This is a genomic window from Paraburkholderia nodosa DSM 21604 (assembly GCF_000519185.1).
Taxonomy (GTDB): Bacteria; Pseudomonadota; Gammaproteobacteria; order Burkholderiales; family Burkholderiaceae; genus Paraburkholderia; species Paraburkholderia nodosa.
The window spans coordinates 34,407-52,566 of sequence record NZ_JAFA01000014.1 but is presented as its reverse complement, the minus strand read 5'-3'; the positions used below and the strand labels follow the sequence as shown (position 1 = coordinate 52,566).

Sequence of the window (18,160 nt, the reverse complement as noted above, 5' to 3'; positions counted from 1 at the left end):
ACCCAATCAGCATCGATCCACAATCATGAAGTTTCGCGGGCCGCTCGACGAGCCGCCGATTTCCGAAGCCGATATCCAGGCCTACAGCGACGGCACGCTCGCCGGCGCGCGGGCGGCGCACGTGCGGCACTACCTCGCGGGCAAGCCCGGCGAATGGCATCGCATCCTGTTCTACCGGCGCCTGAACGCCCAGATCCGCGACGCTTACCCGGCGCCGGCCACGCAGACGGCGCACTCGCGCACCGCTCCAGCCCGAAGCGGCCGGGTGGTGCGCTACGCTATCGCTCTCGCGGCTGCGGTGGCGATGGCGGGCGCCGCAGTGGCGTGGGTCGGCGTGACCGAGCCGTCGCAGCAAGTGCTGAACAACGCCGCGGTGATGGCGCTGATGGAAGCCGAAAACGCGCAGCCGGAGGCGCTGGAAGCGGGCGCGGCGCGTGCGCCGTTCGATTTCGGCGCGGCGGGCCTGCATTTTCTCGGCGGCGGCGAGGTGCGGGTTGGCCCGTTCGCGAGCGCGCAGCGCTATGTCTACGAAAACAACCAGGGCGAGCGCGTGGTGCTGCTCGCGAGCCGCGCCTGGCTCGCCGGCGCGGCGCCGCAGTGGAGCGCACACCGCGCGGGTCCGCTGCGGCTCCTGATGTGGCGCGAGAGCGGCACGCGCTGGGTGCTCGCGGGCAACGCCCAAACGCGCGGCTTGATGCGCGCGGCGGACCTCGCGACGCTCGCCACGCAGCCGGCGCGCGAAGGCGAAGGATCGTGAACCCGCCCGACGAGGCAAACCGCGCAATGACCCTTGCGGCAATTCAGGATGAAACATGGACATCCGTGACGAGCTGATAGAACACGTGCCGCGCCTGCGACGCTACGCGCGCGCGCTGATCAACAACCGCGAGCTCGCCGACGACCTCGTGCAGGACACGCTCGAGCGCGCCATCGCGCGCACGGAGTTGTTTCGTTCGGGCACCGACCTGCGCGCCTGGCTTTTCACGATCATGCACAACCTGTTCGTGAACCAGGTGCGCAAGTCGGCGGCACGTGGCGCGCACGTTTCCGTCGACGACGACAGCGTGCCCGAGACCGACTACGCCGTGCCCGCCACGCAGACGGGCGCGCTCGAAGTACGCGATCTGGACTTTGCGCTGCAGCGCCTGCCCGTGGAGCAGCGCGAGGTGGTGCTTCTGGTAGGACTGGAGGAGATGAGTTACGCCGATGTCGCATTGGCGCTCGACATACCGATCGGCACGGTCATGTCGCGTCTGTCGAGGGGGCGTGAGCGCTTGCGGGCGCTCATGGCCGGTTCCGTCCCGCGTGCGAATCTCAAGGTGGTGCGATGAGCGAACAACAAAATCCAGTCACGCAAGACGAGATTCACGCCTACGTGGACGGCACGCTTTCCGAGGCGCGCCGCGCCGATGTGGAGCGGGAGCTCGAGCGCAACCCCGAGCTTGCCGCGCGCGCGAGCGACTTCTTCTCGCTCAACAACCTGCTGCACGAACGTTACGACCGCGTGCTCAACGAGCCGCTGCCCGCGCGCCTGCGCGTGGCCGCCCGTGACCCCGAGGCGCAAGCTGTGCGGAACACGCGCCCGGCGGCGAACTGGCCGCGCTTCGCGGGTCTCGCGGCGGCGCTGGTGCTGGGCGTGGGAATCGGGTGGGGCATGCACTACGGCATGGGCGGCACGGGTGCGCCCGCAGGTGTGGCCGGCGGCGGCGAGCTGCGTGCGGTGAGCGTGGACAGCACCATGCGCTTCGCGCAGCAAGCGGCGCTCGCGCATGTGGTCTACATGCCGACGGTGGGGCGGCCCGACACGATGGACGACAGCCAGGAGCAGGACTTCGTGAAGTGGCTCGCCAACCGGCTCGGCACCAACGTGCGCGCGCCGATGCTCTCGAAGAGTGGGTTCGAGCTTTCGGGTGGGCGGTTGTTGCCGGCCGACGACGGCGGCGAAGTCGCGCAGTTCATGTATCACAACGCGCGCGGCGAGCGCGTGACGCTGTGTATCTCGCACCGCAAGACGAGCGCCAACACTACCGCGTTCAAGCTTTATCAGGATGGGCCTGTGAATGTGTTTTACTGGGTGGATGGCGACTTTGGGTATGCGCTTTCGGGTGGGATCGATCGCAAGGCGCTGCTGCAGCTTGCGCATGATGTTTATGCGCAGCTGACGCCGCGGTGAGGGGTTGGGTTTTTTCGTTGTTCCTGGCCGGTTTGGGCTTTCCTTGTGTTCGCGTCGGTACGCGGGCGTTGCCCCTGTGCGGGGCGGCACCTCCTTTCTTTGCCGCGGCAAAGAAAGGAGGCAAAGAAAGCCGCTCAAACCGCTAGCGCCTGCCACGGTTCACATCGCGCCGCTAACGGTGAATGGCTCCGGAGCGTCTGTCACCCCGCACCTTCAAAGTTAGTGACAAGGCAGTCATCCTTCCGGCGGCGCTCCGCCCGCCGAAGGGCATAGCCAAAAACCGGCGGGCACATGAGATCTCGCGGATGCTCAGGCGTGCCGCCTGGTTTCCCTTGCAGCCCCAACCGCAGCGCGCGAAGCGAGCAGCGGGATGAATGAGCGCCTTGTCACTAACTATGGTGGTGCGAGGTGACAGACGCTCCGGAGCCATTCACCATCAACGGCGCGATGTGGACCGTGGCAGGCGCTAGCGGTTTGAGCGGCTTTCTTTGCCTCCTTTCTTTGCCGCGGCAAAGAAAGGGGGTGCCGCCCCGCACAGGGGCAACGCCCGCGTACCGACGCGAAAACAAGAAAAAGCCAAAGCACCAGGAACCGCGCGCAGCGCCCATCACCTGATCTTCACCGCAACAAAGCTCCGCGCACTATTCCGCTGAATCAGCAGCGACATACTCTTCGTCGCCTTCGCTTCTAGCGCGACGGCTTCCTCCTGCGATTCGACCAGCGTGTCGTCGAGCGACAGCACGACATCGCCAGCCCGCACGCCCGCGCTCGCAGCGGGTCCCGTCGAGGCTTCCACCATCAAACCAAGCGGCAACCCGGTCGAGCGCTTTTCCTCGGCGCTCAGCGCATGTGCGATCAGACCGAGGCGGTCGGCGGCATGGCGCGGGCCCTGTGCTGCCGCGGCGGCGGGCTGCGCGTTCGGGTCCGTCATCACCGTTTTGACGGCGTGCACGTCAGACGGTGGCGCCTTGCCCACCGCATCCGCTACGGCGGGCGCGACTGGCGCGTCGGTCTTCTCCGCCGCCTGCGCGGCTTCGGTTGCCTGTGCCGCAGTCGCCCCTGCGGCGCCTGCCGCTCCCGTCGCCGCCGCAGGCGCATCCGCCGCCTTCGCCTCGAACGCCGTGTTCGAGAAGCCGGCCACCGCGGGCTGGCGATTGCGGATCACCTTCAGCGACGCGGGCGTGGCCGGCGGCACGGCCGCGAGCGCGGCGGCGAGCGTCGCGGCCCGGTCGACGGGTTTGGTGCCGACCTGCACGATCACGTCGCCGGTCCGGATGCCCGCTTTGCCGATGGGCGAGCCAGGATCGACGGCGTCCACGAGCGCGCCGCCCGCATGCGGCAAGCCGAGCGCCGCCGCAAGCCCGGGGCTCACGTCCTCGACCTGCATGCCGAACGTGCGGATCGTGCCGCCACTGCCCGCGCTTGCTGCATTCGCCGCATTGGCGCTGCCGGCGGGCGCCGTCTTGCGCGCCTGCAACTGGGCGCGGAACTGGTTGGCGGCGTCGATCGGAATCGCGAAGGTCAGGCCCTGGTAGCGGCCGCCGTCCGCGTAAATCTGCACGCCGATGCCGATCACCTCGCCCGCGCGATTGAAGATCGGGCCACCGGAGTTGTCGGGGTTGACCGCGACGTCGGTCTGCAGGAACGGGAACGGCTTGCCGTCGGGCAGCATGCGCGACGTCGCGCTGAGGATGCCCGTCGTCACGGTGTTCTGGTAGCTGTCCGGCGACCCGATCGACAGCACAGGTTCGCCGGCCTGCACCTTCGCCGTGTCGGCGAGCTTCACGAACGGCAGATCGTGGCCGTCGATCTGCAGCACGGCAACGTCGCTTTGCGGATCGACAGCGACGACCTCCGCCTTGAACTCTCGCTTGTCCGTGAGCCGCACGGTCACCTGCTCGGCGTTGTCGACGATATGCGCCGTGGTGAGCACGACGCCATCGGGACTGACGATGAAGCCGGAGCCCGCGCCCGTCATCACGCGCGGCCCGCTGGCTTCGGCGTCGGACGCCGGCTTCGGCGCGCGGCGGAAGAATGCGAAGAAAGGATCGGCGTCGTCGATGGCCTCCTGCTCGGGCGGCGCGGACGGGTCGTCGGCGCTGCGCGCGATCACGTGCACGACGGCTGGGCCGTAGCGCTCGGCGAGCGAGAAGAAGTCGGGTGTGGCCACGGCCGCCGGCGCGGTTGCTTCGGCGGTGGCCTTCGGCGCGGCGGCTTTGTCGCCAGCCGCCTTGTCGCTAGCGGCCTTGTCGACGGCGGCTTTGTTGGCGGCGCTTTTGTTGGCGGGCGGCTTGGTGGAGGCCGGAGGCGGCGTTGCGGCGTTCGCCTCGTAACAGAAAGCGCTGGCAAGCGCGAGGGCAAGCGCCGCCGCAGGGCGCGAAGTGCGGGCGAAGATCAGGCGGAGCACAGCACACCTCCCAGTGGTCATCGTGCTGGCGGGCGGCATGCGAACGCGGATAGCAAACGAGTGCCGACGACCATAGTGTAGTCACGCCACAAGACAATTGGGGGGCAGGGTTTGTCCTGTAGCGCACGCAATTCCGCACGCAGGCGTCACGGTGAATGCGCGGCGCATCGAAGATGACGCATGGCTGACTTTGCGGCTGGCCAGGACGCTCACGGAAGGAAGGGGCGGCGCCGACAAGGCGCGCGAGATGCCCCGCTCGTCGCGAGCGGGGCGTTCGGCGGTGGCGAGGGTGGCTAGCGGGATCCGGCGATCGCTTTCAGCTACCCGAATACAGGTTGCAGAAGCTCACCGGCCCGACACACGTCGTGTGCGGCGCGCCGGCGTCGCTCGTGCCCTGCATGGGCGCGCCCATGCCGCTGGGTTCCTGCTGTTGATGCTGTGCCTTCGCACGCGCGACCTGCTGCGCGGAGATGGGGCTCACGTCGGGATACGAGCTATCGGTCACGAATTGCGAACCGTTGGCCTGCGCTTCGATCAACTGTTCGCGCACCTGGGCACGCGTGAGTCCCTGCGCGGACGCGGTGGATACGGCGCCGATGCAAGCCGTCACGACGAGCAAGGCGAAAAGCGGGCGGCGGATGATCATTTCGAACTCCTGATTAAATAGCATGGTTCGGCGACCGGCTGGAGCACGGTCGAATCAACGGAGACTGCAATGGGTATACCGCCGCGGGTGGGCTGTTATTCCCGTGGAGTTGTCGCCGCGGGGAGTTTTTTGTACGAGAGCTGCACCTGGAGCCAATGCGGCAGGCCCGTGCCGATCAGGCTGACGCCAAAGAGCGCGAGCGCGCCGGCCAGCAGAAGAGCGAGCGGACTGACCCGCGTTCTGAGCAGCACGCAAAGCGACACGACGGCAATGGCCTTCGCGGGCAGGCCGCCATTGAGCGACTTGAGCAGCACCCAGCCCGCCGCGAGCATCATGCCGGCCGCGATGGGGCGCAGGCCGCGCTCGAGCGCCAACTGCCACGCCGCGCCCTGATAGCGGCCCCAGATATGCGTGATGCCATAGATGAGGATAGCGGTTGGCAGCAAGAGCGCGGCGGTCGCCACGAGTGCGCCCCAGAACCCGGCAACCTGCCAGCCGATCAACGTGACGAGCAGCGAACCCGGGCCCGGCGCCATGCGCGAAATCGCGAAGTCGGCGGCGAATTGCGAATGCGTCATCCACGGATGCACTTCCACGACCTGGCGCTGAATCTCGGCGACGATCGCCTGGCCGCCGCCGATCGTCACGAGTGAAAGTGGCGCGAAAATGGCGGCTAGCTGACCGAGCAGGCGTGCATTCATCGTGCACCCCGGCGGATCGCCACGTATTCGTAGAGCACGCTCACGGCGCCGCCTGTCACAACGACCCACACCAGCGACAAACGCAGAATGCCGATCGCAAGAAAGGTCGCCGCCATGAGCAGCAGCGGCAGCACTTGCCGCCGCACGCGCCGTGCGGTGACGACGCCCATCGACAGCGACAATCCCGTGGCCGCCGCGGCGGCGCCGGCGATCAGAATCTGCGTGAGCGGATGGAAGAGGAGCGCGCCAACGACGCTGCCAATCACGACGATCAGGCACGCGGGCGGCACGACGATGCCCGTTACGGCCACGGCGGCGCCACGCCAGCCCAGCAGCCGGTGCCCGATCCAGATCGCCATGTTCTTCACGTTGATGCCGGGCAGCGCCTGCGAGATGGCGAGTCCGTTGAGAAAGTCCTCTTCGCTGATCCAGTTGCGATCCTGGACGAATTCGCGCAACAGCCAGCCGCTCAAACCGCCGCCGAAGCTCGTCATGCCGATGCGGCTGAAGATCAGAAAGAGTCCGAACAGCGTGGGGCGCGGTGAGGCGTTTGGCGTGGAAGCGGTCACGGGGATGACGGAAAGCGGGTAATGCCGAACAGTTCGGCTATCGTCTCGTGCGGCCTTTCTTTCCGGTTTCAGCGCGATTGAGTCGATCTTTTACCGGTGTTCGAATGGTTACCGCGGCAACGGTCGCCGAAATTATAGCGCCGCAACCCGTGTGACGCGGAGGGCGTGCGGTCACGCAAAATTCAGCGCGAGGTCAGGACCGTTATGATGGTCGAACTCGCAGCGGCTCGATCGTTGTGATCGCTGTATTCGCGCTGTCCGCCGTGTGCCGCCTGGCGTGACGTGAACAAAACGCCTTGTTGCCATTGCTCATGCCCAGGAAAAAGACCAGCGTCTGGCTCAAAGGTCTCGAACTGCTCACCCGCATGAGCGCACCGCGACCGAAGAAAAAGGCCGCCGCACGCAAAACGGCGCCCGCCAAGGCCACGCAGGTCGCGAGGCCGGTAGCCAAACCGGCGAGGCGCGCCGCGAAGGCGCACGTAGGGCGTGCGCAGCCGGCGGGCACGGCCGGCAGGTGGGTCCGCTCCTATCATTCCGCGCCTCCCAGGGCCGGGCATCTCGTCAACCATCTCGCGTATGCGCTCTATTTGCCCACCGGCGCGGCCATGGCCACGGGCCTGCCGCTCGTGGTCATGCTGCACGGCTGCAAGCAGACGGCGGAGTCGTTCGCCGCGGGCACGCGGGTTTGCCGGCTGGCGGATCGCGCAGGCTTCGCCGTGCTGCTTCCCGAGCAGGCGAAAACGGCGCACGCACAGCGATGCTGGCACTGGCACGGCGATCATGCGCAGTCGGAGGCGCCAGCGGTCACCTCGCTCGTCGATGCCATCGTGCGCGAGCACGGATTCGATCGCGAGCGCGTGTACCTCGCGGGCATCTCGGCGGGAGCGGGTCTCGCGTCCGTGCTCGCGATGCGCCATCCGTGGCGCTTCGCGGCCGTGGGCCTGCACTCCGGGCCGGTTTTCGGTGCGGCCAGTTCGACGATGAGCGCGATGAGCGTCATGCGCCACGGCAGCCGCGAAGACCCGGTGCATCTGGTCGATGCCGCTCTCGACGTCGCCGCCCATCCCGGTGTGCCGGCCTTCATCGTGCAAGGCGAGATCGACGCGGTCGTGGCGCAGCGCAACGGCGTGCAGCTCGGCATGCAGTTCGCGCGCGTCAACCGGCTGCTCGACGCGCAGGGCGAATTGCGCGTCGGCGAGATCCGGACCTATAGCCGCGACGCGGTGGCGTACACCGACTATGTCAAGTCGGGCAGACTCGTCGTGCGGGTGTGTGTCGTTCGCGGGATCGGGCATGCATGGAGCGGCGGCGATCCGCGCGAAGCGTTTCATTCGGACCGGGGCCCCGACGCGATGGCGATGATGTGGCAGTTCTTCCGGCGGCAGCGCCGAAGCGCGGCAGATGACATGGTGTGAGCGGGGCGTCAGCGCTCGTTTGCGCGGCGCACTCTCGCCGGGAGCAGCATGGCCGCCGCGAAGCACAGGAGATGCAGCCCGCAGAGCGCCGCGAACGCCAGCAGGAATTGCCGCGGTTCGGCAGCGGAAGAACTCGGCACTGCCAGGGAAACGGCGATGGAGATGAGCGTGGTTGCGACCGGGCCGCCAATTCGCTGCGCGATATTCAACGCGGTGTTCGCCACCGGAAGCCGTGCCTTCGGCATGCGGGCATACGCGGCGGAAATCGAAGGAATGCTAATGGTTCCCTGACCCACGCCCGCGATAAAGAGGCTGGCCAACGCGAGGCCCGTGGAGAACGCATGGCCGGTCATCCACAGGAACGGCAGCGTGGAGACGAGCGCCAGCAACGCGCCGCCTGCCGCGAGCGCGCGGCAGCCCAGCCGCTCGGTGAGAAAGCCCATGCAGGCGAACGAAGCCATCATGCCCGCGCCCGTCGCCGCGAGCAGCCAGCCCGCGTGCGCGGCGCTCAGGCCGCAGCCCGCTATTAGGTAGAGCGGAACGGCCAGCTGCCGTCCGTACATGATGCCGTTGGCGAAGAATTGCGTGACGGCGGGAACCGCGAACATCCGGTCCGCAAAGAGGCGCACGTCGATCAGCGCTGTCGTTGGCCGGCGCACCGAATGCCACACGAATCCCGCGAGCAGCGCGGCGCCGGCGAGCAGAAACTCCGCGCCTTCGGCGTGCATGGCACTCTGGAATCCGAAGACGAGCGCGGCGAGCCCGGGTGAGATCAAGGCGAAGCCCGCGAAATCGAAGCGGCGCTTTTGCGGTTGGGCGGCGTCGGGCGCGAGCAGGAGCGCGGCGAGCGTGACGCCGAGAATGCCGACCGGCACGTTGATCAAGAAGAGCCAGGGCCACGCCGCCCGCGCCAGCACGGCGCCGGCAAGCACCGGGCCGAGGATCGGCCCGAGCAGGATGGGCAGCGTGGCGTAGCCCATCACGCGCTCCATGTTCTTGCCGGCGACGCGCCCGATCATCATCTGCGCCATGGGCGCGAGCAGCCCGGCCACCAGGCCCTGAACAATGCGCGCGCCGATCAGTTCCTCCATGGTTTGCGCCGCGCCGCACAGCACGGAGGCGAGCGTGAAGGTCGAGAAGGCGAAGAGATAGAGCCGCTTCGCACCGACGCGATCCACCAGCCAGCCGTTGAGCGGAAGCATGAGTGCCATGGCCAGCAGGTAGCCGCTCATGATCCACTGCGTCGTGGCAACGGGCGAGCGGAGCGCATGGCCGATGGCGGAGAGGGAAACGTTCACGAGCGTCGAGTCCATCTGCGCCATGAACGAGCCGATGGAGACGACCACGGCGACCTTCCAGACGGACCGGGGAATCCGGTTGTCGGGAGCGCTGCGTTCACGCGTGCCGCTCATCGTTCAGCCAGCCTTCTCATGATGTCGCCCGCCTTGAAAAGCGTGGCGCGCTCGTCTTCGTCGAGCTCCGCGATGGCCTGCGAGAGCCACAGTTGTTTCGCGTCGCGGGTCTGCTTGCGCAGTTGCCTGCCCTTTTGCGTCAGTTCGATGAGCAACTGACGGCCGTCGGTCGCATGCGGCGTACGCGTGACGAGGGCCATTTGCTCGAGCGCCGCGACGGTGGCGCCCATCGACTGGGGCCGCATGCCTTCGGCGCGCGCGAGCGCGGCAATCGTGGCGGGGCCGTCGTTGGCGAGCCGCGACATGACGACGGACTCGGTCATCGAGAGGGCGCCCGCATCAGACTCGTTGCGCGTGCGCCGCACGAGCATGCCGATCGCCTGCATGAGGTCGATGACGGCGGGTTCAGGGGTTTTGGCAGACATGGCGATCCACGCGGATTCGGCTGGGGTACGTCATCGCATCATGAAGATAAACAGCTAAACTTGCAAGTTTACCTGTTGAAAATTTGAAGGCCCGAGGAGAGAGATGCCAAACGGCTAACGCCAGACGAGCACCATTGAGGCGTATGCTTGCCATCAAACGACGGCATTCAACCCCGATGGAGACACGCATGGCGGCACTTCAAATCGACGATGTCCCGGCCGCGATCCGGCAGGCCAAGCGCATGTTGCGCGCGCAACTGCCGAACTATCGCGAAGTGTTCGAGGAGGTCGCGCAGGCCATTGGCGAAGAAGCGCGGCACATCGCCCGGCTGCGCGAGGCGGGCGAGGCCGTGATTCCGGAGATCGCGTTCGCCGACATTCAGGCGCAGCGCGTGAGCCCCGAGGCGATCGCACTCGTGAAAGCGCGCGGCGCCTGCGTGATCCGCCGCGTGTTCGAGCCGGAGCAGGCCGCGCGCTGGGACGCCGAAATTGCCGATTACGTGGCGCGCAACGATCTCGACGCGCGTGCCGCCCAACGCGCGGCGCAGCGCAATGCCCTCCCGCCGCAGGCGAGCCGCCCGTTGATCTATGGCCTCTACTGGTCCCGCCCGCAGGTGCAGGCGCGCGAGTCCGCCGAACTGACGGCGGCGCGGGTCTTCCTCAACCGCCTGTGGCGCCACGAAAGCGAGGGGCGCGTGCATTTCGATCCTGATGTCGTACCCGTCTACGCCGACCGTCTGCGGCGCCGGCCGCCGGGAACGGCCGCGCCCGGCCTCGCCGCGCATTGCGACGGCGGCGCGGTCGAGCGCTGGGTCGACGAGAATTTCCGCCAGGTCTATCGCCACGTGTTCTCGGGCGACTGGCGGCGCTACGACCCGTTCGACGGCGCGTACCGCACGCACGCGAGCGAGATTCCCTCGCGCATCGCCTCTTCGATGTTCCGCACCTTCCAGGGCTGGACCGCGCTTACGCCGCAGGGCCCCGGCGACGGCACGCTGCAGATCGTGCCCATCGCCAACGCCATGGCGTACGTCCTCTTGCGCGCGCTGCAGGACGACGTGGCCGAGGACGACCTGTGCGGCGCCCAGCCGGGCCGCGGGCTGCCGATCAGTGCCGAGTGGCATGCGCCGCTGATCGATGCGTTGATATCGATTCCTCAGATGCAAGCCGGCGACACCGTATTCTGGCACTGCGACGTGATTCACTCCGTGGAAGACGAGCACCGCGGCAGCGGCTACAGCAACGTGATGTACATCCCGGCCACGCCGGGTTGCGCGAAGAACGACGCCTATTTGCAGCGCCAGCTGCCGAGCTTTCTCGAAGGCCGCAGTCCTCCCGACTTTCCCGCCGAGCATATCGAAGCCGATCTGGCGGACCGGGCCGGTGTGGCCGATCTCACGCCGCTCGGCCGCACCCAGCTCGGCTTGCCCGGCGTTGCCTAACATGGGCACATGACCCGCGCGTGTCGGCGCATCGATTCGCGTGCTTGCCTGTAAAAGCACGCGTATGGCATGCTGTGCGCCGATCAACCGGCCATGACGACCATGGATTTCGCTTCGTCCGTCGCAACGTATGGCGCCGACCTGTCGGGCCTCATTTGCGGTTTTCGCTTCACGCCCGGCCAGCCTGGGCAGCCCGTCACGTGCGACGACGTCCTCGAGGCGCTGCGCCGTACGCACGAGAGCGGCGAGCCGCAGGCCGCGCGCGACGACACGTTTTACTGGCTGCACTTCAATCTCGCCCACGCCGCGGCGCAACCGTGGATGCGCGCGCATCTCGACGTGCCCGACGCCTTCTTCGAAATGCTCGTGGAAGGCTCGCACTCCACGCGTATCGAACACGTGGACAACGGCCTGTTCGCCGTGGTCAACGACGTGATGTTCGATTTCGAACTCACGCCCTCGCAGATCGCGACACTCTGGTCGTACACGCACGAGCGCATTCTCGTCACGGCGCGCCTGAAGCCGCTGCGCTCGATCGACCGTCTGCGCGGCTACGTGCGCAACGGCGAGACGTTCCGCTCGCCGGCCGAGCTGCTCATCCACTTGATGCGCGACCAGGCCGACCTGATGGTGGAGATCGTGCGCCGCACGAGCGTCGACGTCGATCGCGCCGAGGACCAGTTTCTCGCCTCGCGCCGCAATGCGAGCCGCCATGAACTCGCGGCCATGCGGCGCATCCTGGTGCGCCTGCAACGCATGCTCGCGCCGGAGCCGGGCTCGATTTTCCGTCTGCTCGCGCGGCCGCCGCGCTGGCTCCAGACACCCGACATGCAGGACCTGCGCGAGGCGACCGAAGAGTTCTCGCTCGTGCTGGGCGACATGGCCGGACTCGTCGAGCGCATCAAGCTCCTGCAGGAAGAAATTGCCGCGCGGCTCGAAGAGCAGAACAACCGCACGCTCTTCACGCTCACGCTCGTCACCGTGCTCGCGCTGCCGATCAACATCGTCGCGGGCTTCTTCGGCATGAACGTGGGCGGCATTCCGCTCGCGGAAAACCACCACGGCTTCTGGCTCATGGTGGTGCTGGTCGCGACCTTCACGGCGCTGCTGGGCTGGTGGGTGTTCCGCCGGCGCGGCGACACCTGAGGCTTGCGGGGCAGCCGCCGGACTGCCCGGCGCGCGCTATATACTAGGCGCTTGAAATTCCTGTTTGAGCGCATGCCATGACCGTCCCCTCGTCGATGCCCGAGGCCGTGCCGCCCGCCACCGAAGCCGGGTGCGCCGGGGTGCGGGAGCCGGGCGGACCGTTGCGCTCGCACGATCATGCGTTTTCGCTCGCCGCCGGGCACGCCACGGCGGCGCCGTTGCTCGACGGCCTGTTGCGGCTCGTCGCGGCGCATTTCGGCGTGGCGGCGGCCTGCGTGGTGCCCGGCGAGGCGCCCGCCGAGCGCGGGCTGGGTGCCGGCGTGGACGAAACGCTCCACGAGGCGCTGCGCGCGCTGGCGCATGGTTGCGGCGCCGGCGCGGCGCGTGAGCCGCTCATCGTGCCCGATATCTCTGCAGATCCCGCCTGGCGTAACGTGCTTGCACACGCAAGCAAGCCGCTTCGTTTCGTGGCTGCGTGGCCCTTGTACGGCGCGCAGGGCGAGCACGTGGGCAGCCTCTGCCTGATCGACCCCTCGCCGCGCGAGCTGGATGCCGCCGGGCGCGCGAGCCTCGGCGACTTTGCGCGGGTGGTGGCGGCGCTGGCCACGCACCGCGACCGCGCGGTTTCCACCGCTGACGAACCCACGCTGCATGCCGAACTCGAAGCGCTGCGCGAGCGCGAACGCCTGCTCGCGCACGCGATCGCGGGCAGCGGCACGGGCATCTGGGACCGCGACGTAGCGACAGGCGAGATCCGCTATTCGGTGGGCTGGAAGGCGATACTCGGCTACGCGGATCACGAGCTGACGAGCCGCATCGAAGACAGCTACCTGCGGTTGCATCCTGAGGACCGCGACTACGTGAAGGCCGCGATGCAGGCGCATTTCGAAGGCCGCACGCCCACCTACGAGGTCGAGCATCGCATTCGCTGCAAGGACGGCCGCTACAAGTGGATCTGCAGCCGCGGCAAGGTCATGAGCCGCGACGCGCACGGGCGCGCGCTGCGCATGATCGGCACGACCACGGACATCTCCTCGATGCGCGAGATGGCCGAGCGTTTGCGCGAGAGCGCGGCGCTCATCACGAACCTCACGAACGAGGTGCCGGGCCTCGTGTTCCAGCGCCGCCAGTTGGCGGGCGGGCGCGCGTTTTTCTCCTATGCGAGCGCGGGCATTGCGGAAATCTACGAACTCACGCCCGAGCAGGCCGCGCACGACACGGCGTGCATCGACGCGCTGATTCATCCCGACGATCTCGACGCGTGGCGCGCCTCGTTCGAGCACTCCGCCGCGAATCTCACGCCGTGGCATCTGGAGTTTCGCGTGCAGTTGCCGCAGCAGGGCCTGCGCTGGCGCCAGGGCGATGCGAGGCCGCAGCGGCTCGCCGACGGCACGACGGTCTGGCATGGCTTCATCACGGACGTCACCGAGCGCAAGCGCATCGAAGCGGAGCTGCAGGAATTCGCGAGCACCGACGGCCTCACGCGCCTGGCCAACCGCCGTCATTTCATGGCGCGTGTCGAGGCGCAACTCGCGCATGTGCGCCATGGCGGCACCGGCGCGGCCGTTATGATGTGCGACCTCGACCACTTCAAGTCGATCAACGACCGCTGGGGCCACGCGATCGGCGACGAGGTGCTGCGCCATTTCGCCGAGATCCTGCGCACGCAGCTGCGCGCGGGCGACATGGCCGGGCGCATCGGCGGCGAGGAGTTTGCGATTCTGCTGGCAGCCGCCGACCTCGAAGGCGCGCAAAGCGTCGCGCAGCGCATTCAGGAGCGCTTCGCGGCGCATCCGCTCGGCGTGGAGGGCGATGTGGTGGCGCTGACCGTGAGTATCGGCATCACGCTCATGAGTGCCGCCGACGTGAGCGCCGAAGCCGCGCTCACGCGCAGCGACTTCGCGCTCTACCGCGCGAAAAAGGGCGGCCGCAACCGCATCGAATGCGCATGATGGGCGCGTACGTTAGCTGACGTTTTCGTGCGCCGGGCACCGCGCGCGCCCGCTGCTGGCGCGTTGGTGTATGTTGGCGTCATACCGTAGCCGCCCTCCCTGACGGCCCTGGTGCGGAGGACGCCTTGCTCGAAGTCTCGCCCATCCCCGGCGCGGTCCGCTCGCGAGCCTCGCGTTTGCTCGTGCTGCTGGTCGTGGCGCTGATTCCGATCCTGCTGTGTTTGGTGCTCGGGCGTTACGAGGCCGAGCGCATCGCGCAGCGCGAGGCGAGCCTCGCTTCCGCGTTCATCGTCGGGCAGGTCGTTTCGATCGTCGAGACGGCGCAGAGCGCGGCGCGCTCGTTCGCGCCGCGTGCGAACGAAGCGTGCGAGACGCTCTCGCCGTCTCTCACGCGCAAGGCCGCCACCGTGCCCTATGTGCGTACGCTCAACATCCTCTACGACGGCCGCATCGACTGTTCGTCCGCGTACCGGCAACAGGCGGTTCCCAATGGCGGCTGGCTCAAAGGTAGCGTGCCGGCCTCGGAGAACGAATGGCTCCTGATCGTCAACGACACGCCGATGGTGCGCAACCGTCCCTCGCTGCTGGTTGGCGTCGCGGGCGAAGCGGGGCGCGCGGTCGTGGCCGTGGTGGACGTGCAGTATCTGCTGGACCTGCTGCATGGCGCGGCGCCGCTCACGGTGTTTCGCCAGGCCGAGCTGAGGGTGGGCGAGGGCACCGTATTGCGCGAAGCCATGGCGCTCGTGAACGTGCGCGGCGCGCCGTTGCTGGTCGATGTGCAAAAGCGCATGTCGGGCGCCACGATCGATCTGAAGATCTACGGGCGGCCCGAGCACATTCTGGAAACCTGGCGTGGCCTGCTGCTGCGCTATATGCCGTGGGCGGTGGCCTTCTCCGCGTGGCTCGTCTGGCTCGTGCGCCGCTTGCAGCAAAGCGGGCAGTCGCGCCGCGAACAACTGCTGCGGGCCATCCGCGCGAACGAATTCCATGTCGAATACCAGCCGCTCTACGGCGTCGAGACGGGGCGCTGCGAAGGCGTGGAGGCGTTGCTGCGCTGGGTGCGGCCAGGCACCGGCGCGATCCGTCCGGACGAGTTCATTCAGGTGGCCGAAGAAGAGCACGTGATCGTGCCGCTCACGCAGCACCTGCTGAAGCTCATCGAGCGCGACGTCGCCACGTGGGACGTCGCACCGGGCTTTCACCTCGGCGTCAACTTCGCGCCCGAGCATCTGTCGGGCGTACAGCTCGTGAGCGACGTGCAGGCGCTGCGCGCGGCCGTGGCGCCGCACGGCGCGACGATCGCGCTGGAGATCACCGAGCGCACGCTGGTGCGCAATACCGAGCAGGCGCGCAGCAATCTGGTGACCTTGCGGCGCGAGGGCGTGAAGGTCGCCATCGACGACTTTGGCATGGGATATTGCTCGCTCTCGTATCTCGAGAAATTTCCGTTCGATATCCTGAAGATCGATCGCGGCTTCGTGCTGACCATCGACGCGCAAGGCAGCAAGGCGGCCGTGCTCGACGCCATTATCGATCTCGCGCATAGCCTTGGCGCGCGGCTCGTGGCGGAGGGGGTGGAAACGCAGGTGCAGCGCGACTATCTGTGCGCGCGCGGCGTCACCTATATCCAGGGCTTTTTCTACGCGAGGCCCATGCCGTCGGAGGCATTCGTGCGCTGGTATCGCGTGAACGGGGCGCGTATGTCGCCCAATCCGCACATGACGGCAGGCACATAGGGCACACGCGAAGCCCGCCCGCTTATTCCTGCCGGCGTGATTTGCTTAGCGCGAAACATCGGTTCTGCGAACGCGTGCGGCCCGGTAGCATCAACGCTTCGATGGCTGCGCCGTGTGGGTGCAGCCCCATGCCAACACGGAAGCGCTGAAGATGACTCGCCCCACGCCGCCCCGGCCCTATATCCGCCGCCACTTCCTCGCCACGCTGGGCGCGACGCTCGCCGGCGCGGCGCTGCCCGCCACCGCGTTCGCGAAGTATCAACCCGACCAGTTCCGCATCGGCTATCAGAAGGCCGCGAGTACGCTCGTGCTTCTCAAGGCCAACGGCACGCTCGAAACGCGCCTCGCGCCGCTCGGCATCAAGGTGTCGTGGACCGAGTTCCCGGCCGGCCCGCAATTGCTCGAAGGCCTGAACGTGGGCGCGATCGACTTCGGCTATGTGGGCGAGGCGCCGCCCGTGTTTGCCCAGGCCGCGGGCGCCGATTTCGTCTATACGGCGTATGAGTTGCCCACGCCGCACGCGGAAGGCGTGGTAGTGGCGAAAACCTCGCCGATCCATGACGTGGCAGGACTGAAGGGCAAGAAGATCGGCCTGAATCGCGGCTCGGACGTGCACTGGTTTCTGGTCGCGCTACTGCAAAAGCAGGGCCTTTCGATCGGCGACGTGCAGCCGGTGTATCTGGCGCCCGCCGACGCGCGCGCGGCGCTGCAAAGCGGCGCCATCGACGCGTGGGCGATCTGGGACCCGTTCCTGGCGGCCGTCGAATCGCAGGACGGCGCACGCCTGCTTGCCGACGCCAGCGGCGTGGCGAGCCATCATCAGTTCTTCCTGAGCCAGCGCGAATTCGCGCAAAACCGCAAGGACGCGTTGGCGATCGCGCTGGACGAACTCGGCAAGACGGGGCAATGGGTGCGCGCCAACACGGCGGCCGCGGCCGCGAAACTCTCACCGATCCAGGGCCTCGACGCGGCGACGATCCAGACCGGCCTCACGCACTACGCGCATGAATACCGGCCTATCGACGCCGCCGTGATCGCGCAGCAGCAGAAGATCGCGGACACGTTCTACGACCTGAAAATCATTCCGCGCCGCGTGGTGACGAAGGACGCCGTGCTCGCATAATTGCGCGAGCAGGGACGCCCCATGCTCATGCAACGCCAGACGCTCAGTGCTGCGACGACCAGCCCTTGTAGCTGGCCACGTTGTCGCGCGTGACGAGTTGCGGCGTCATTTCGATCATCGGGTTGGCGGGCTTCTTGCCGTTCATGATCTCGTAGCCCACCTGCACGGCCGTTTGCGCCATCTTCCACGGGTCCTGGCTTGCCGAGGCCTGCACCAGCGTATCGCTCTTGAGCGCCGTTTCGATATCGGGCGCGCCGTCCACCGACGTAATCACGATGTTGCTGCGATGCAGCTGCTTCGCGGCAAGGTCGCTGCCGATGGCCTGCGGATCGTTGATGGCGAACACGCCGGCAATCTTCGGGAAGCGCGTGAGGTAGCCCTGCATCACGTTCATGCCGCCTTCGCGCGAGCCCTTGGCGTCCTGATCGTCGGAGAGGATCTTGATGCCGGGCGTCTTGGCGAGCACCTGCTTGCAGCCGTTCACGCGGTCGATCACGGCCGAGACCTGCGGCCCGTTCTGGATGATCACGTTGCCGGTGTTGTTGATCTTCTTCGCGAGGTACTCGCACGAAATCGCGCCGGCTTTCACGTTGTCGGTCTGCACGGTGGCGTCGGCGCCCGCGGCGGCCACGTCCACGGCCATCACCACGATACCGGCCGCCTGCGCCTTCTTCACCGCCGGCAAGATCGCCTTCGGATCGGTCGCGTTCAGGAGGATCATGTCCACGTGCGCCGAAATGAAGTTGTCGATCTGCGTGAACTGCTTGTTGAGGTCGTAGTCGGCGGAAACGGCCGTGACCTTCGCGTTCGGGTTGATTTGTTTGGCCTTCGCTTCCGCACCCTGCACGATCGTCACGAAGTACGGATTGCCGAGCGAACCCACGGTAATGCCGATCGACTTGAGCTGCTTGTCGGCGGCATGCGCGCCTTGCAGTGCGAAGCCGAACGTGAGGGCGGCAGCGGCGAGAACGGCTTTCTTCTTGAACATGAGGTTGTCTCCTGAGGGGTCCTGA

16 protein-coding genes are annotated in these 18,160 nt (G+C 67.4%); 9 read left to right on the top strand and 7 right to left on the bottom strand.

Features of this window, described 5'->3' with window-relative positions; all coding sequences use genetic code 11:
• The first annotated feature begins 25 nt into the window (after nucleotides 1–25).
• The 3 genes from A3CW_RS0121300 to A3CW_RS0121290 are packed head-to-tail and all read left to right on the top strand — an operon-like array spanning nucleotide 26 to nucleotide 2,173.
• Nucleotides 26–757 (top strand): anti-sigma factor, encoded by a 732-nt coding sequence (locus tag A3CW_RS0121300; protein ID WP_028205376.1) that lies wholly within the window; start codon nucleotides 26–28, stop codon nucleotides 755–757.
• A 55-nt stretch (nucleotides 758–812) separates the two neighbouring features.
• Nucleotides 813–1,331: a sigma-70 family RNA polymerase sigma factor gene (locus tag A3CW_RS0121295; RefSeq protein WP_028205375.1), complete on the top strand. Its 519-nt coding sequence runs from the start codon at nucleotides 813–815 to the stop codon at nucleotides 1,329–1,331.
• Nucleotides 1,328–2,173, top strand: a complete 846-nt coding sequence (locus A3CW_RS0121290; protein WP_028205374.1) for an anti-sigma factor family protein — start codon at nucleotides 1,328–1,330, stop codon at nucleotides 2,171–2,173. The genes A3CW_RS0121295 and A3CW_RS0121290 overlap by 4 nt, the downstream gene beginning before the upstream one ends.
• Before the next feature lie 607 nt (nucleotides 2,174–2,780).
• On the opposite strand, the gene A3CW_RS0121285 is transcribed toward A3CW_RS0121290, so the two are convergent.
• The 4 genes from A3CW_RS0121285 to A3CW_RS0121270 form a co-directional block, all read right to left on the bottom strand.
• On the bottom strand, nucleotides 2,781–4,580 hold the full coding sequence (locus A3CW_RS0121285; protein WP_051481616.1) for a trypsin-like peptidase domain-containing protein: 1,800 nt from the start codon (nucleotides 4,578–4,580) through the stop codon (nucleotides 2,781–2,783).
• A 316-nt stretch (nucleotides 4,581–4,896) separates the two neighbouring features.
• On the bottom strand, nucleotides 4,897–5,226 hold the full coding sequence (locus tag A3CW_RS0121280) for a DUF4148 domain-containing protein (protein ID WP_035513474.1): 330 nt from the start codon (nucleotides 5,224–5,226) through the stop codon (nucleotides 4,897–4,899).
• Nucleotides 5,227–5,321: 95 nt separating this feature from the next.
• The gene (locus A3CW_RS47070; protein ID WP_063750852.1) at nucleotides 5,322–5,927 is read right to left on the bottom strand and encodes a chromate transporter; all 606 of its coding nucleotides are present in this window, start codon (nucleotides 5,925–5,927) and stop codon (nucleotides 5,322–5,324) included.
• Nucleotides 5,924–6,496: a chromate transporter gene (locus A3CW_RS0121270; protein ID WP_028205371.1), complete on the bottom strand. Its 573-nt coding sequence runs from the start codon at nucleotides 6,494–6,496 to the stop codon at nucleotides 5,924–5,926. Before A3CW_RS0121270 ends, A3CW_RS47070 begins: the two co-directional genes overlap by 4 nt.
• A gap of 311 nt (nucleotides 6,497–6,807) precedes the next feature.
• On the opposite strand from A3CW_RS0121270, the gene A3CW_RS0121265 reads away from it, so the two are divergent.
• Nucleotides 6,808–7,911 carry an extracellular catalytic domain type 1 short-chain-length polyhydroxyalkanoate depolymerase gene (locus A3CW_RS0121265; protein ID WP_028205370.1) on the top strand — a complete coding sequence of 368 codons (1,104 nt, stop codon included), beginning with the start codon at nucleotides 6,808–6,810 and terminating at the stop codon, nucleotides 7,909–7,911.
• 8 nt (nucleotides 7,912–7,919) lie between these two features.
• On the opposite strand, the gene A3CW_RS0121260 is transcribed toward A3CW_RS0121265, so the two are convergent.
• Both A3CW_RS0121260 and A3CW_RS0121255 read right to left on the bottom strand, forming a co-directional pair.
• Nucleotides 7,920–9,323, bottom strand: a complete 1,404-nt coding sequence (locus A3CW_RS0121260) for a DHA2 family efflux MFS transporter permease subunit (protein WP_028205369.1) — start codon at nucleotides 9,321–9,323, stop codon at nucleotides 7,920–7,922.
• On the bottom strand, nucleotides 9,320–9,748 hold the full coding sequence (locus A3CW_RS0121255) for a MarR family winged helix-turn-helix transcriptional regulator (protein ID WP_028205368.1): 429 nt from the start codon (nucleotides 9,746–9,748) through the stop codon (nucleotides 9,320–9,322). Before A3CW_RS0121255 ends, A3CW_RS0121260 begins: the two co-directional genes overlap by 4 nt.
• Nucleotides 9,749–9,936: 188 nt before the next feature.
• On the opposite strand from A3CW_RS0121255, the gene A3CW_RS0121250 reads away from it, so the two are divergent.
• From A3CW_RS0121250 to A3CW_RS0121230, 5 genes are all read left to right on the top strand, one after another.
• Complete coding sequence (locus A3CW_RS0121250; RefSeq protein ID WP_028205367.1) at nucleotides 9,937–11,190, top strand: DUF1479 domain-containing protein; 1,254 nt, start codon at nucleotides 9,937–9,939, stop codon at nucleotides 11,188–11,190.
• Between the two features lie 102 nt (nucleotides 11,191–11,292).
• Nucleotides 11,293–12,336 (top strand): transporter, encoded by a 1,044-nt coding sequence (locus A3CW_RS0121245; protein ID WP_028205366.1) that lies wholly within the window; start codon nucleotides 11,293–11,295, stop codon nucleotides 12,334–12,336.
• A 77-nt stretch (nucleotides 12,337–12,413) separates the two neighbouring features.
• Nucleotides 12,414–14,288 (top strand): sensor domain-containing diguanylate cyclase, encoded by a 1,875-nt coding sequence (locus tag A3CW_RS47065; RefSeq protein WP_245623708.1) that lies wholly within the window; start codon nucleotides 12,414–12,416, stop codon nucleotides 14,286–14,288.
• A 125-nt stretch (nucleotides 14,289–14,413) separates the two neighbouring features.
• Nucleotides 14,414–16,024, top strand: coding sequence for an EAL domain-containing protein (locus tag A3CW_RS0121235; RefSeq protein WP_051481615.1), 1,611 nt, complete (start codon nucleotides 14,414–14,416; stop codon nucleotides 16,022–16,024).
• A 151-nt stretch (nucleotides 16,025–16,175) separates the two neighbouring features.
• Nucleotides 16,176–17,147, top strand: coding sequence for a sulfonate ABC transporter substrate-binding protein (locus A3CW_RS0121230; protein ID WP_028205364.1), 972 nt, complete (start codon nucleotides 16,176–16,178; stop codon nucleotides 17,145–17,147).
• A 43-nt stretch (nucleotides 17,148–17,190) separates the two neighbouring features.
• Here the strand turns inward: A3CW_RS0121230 and A3CW_RS0121225 are convergent, their stop codons facing one another.
• Nucleotides 17,191–18,135 (bottom strand): ABC transporter substrate-binding protein, encoded by a 945-nt coding sequence (locus A3CW_RS0121225; RefSeq protein ID WP_028205363.1) that lies wholly within the window; start codon nucleotides 18,133–18,135, stop codon nucleotides 17,191–17,193.
• Nucleotides 18,136–18,160 lie beyond the last annotated feature (25 nt).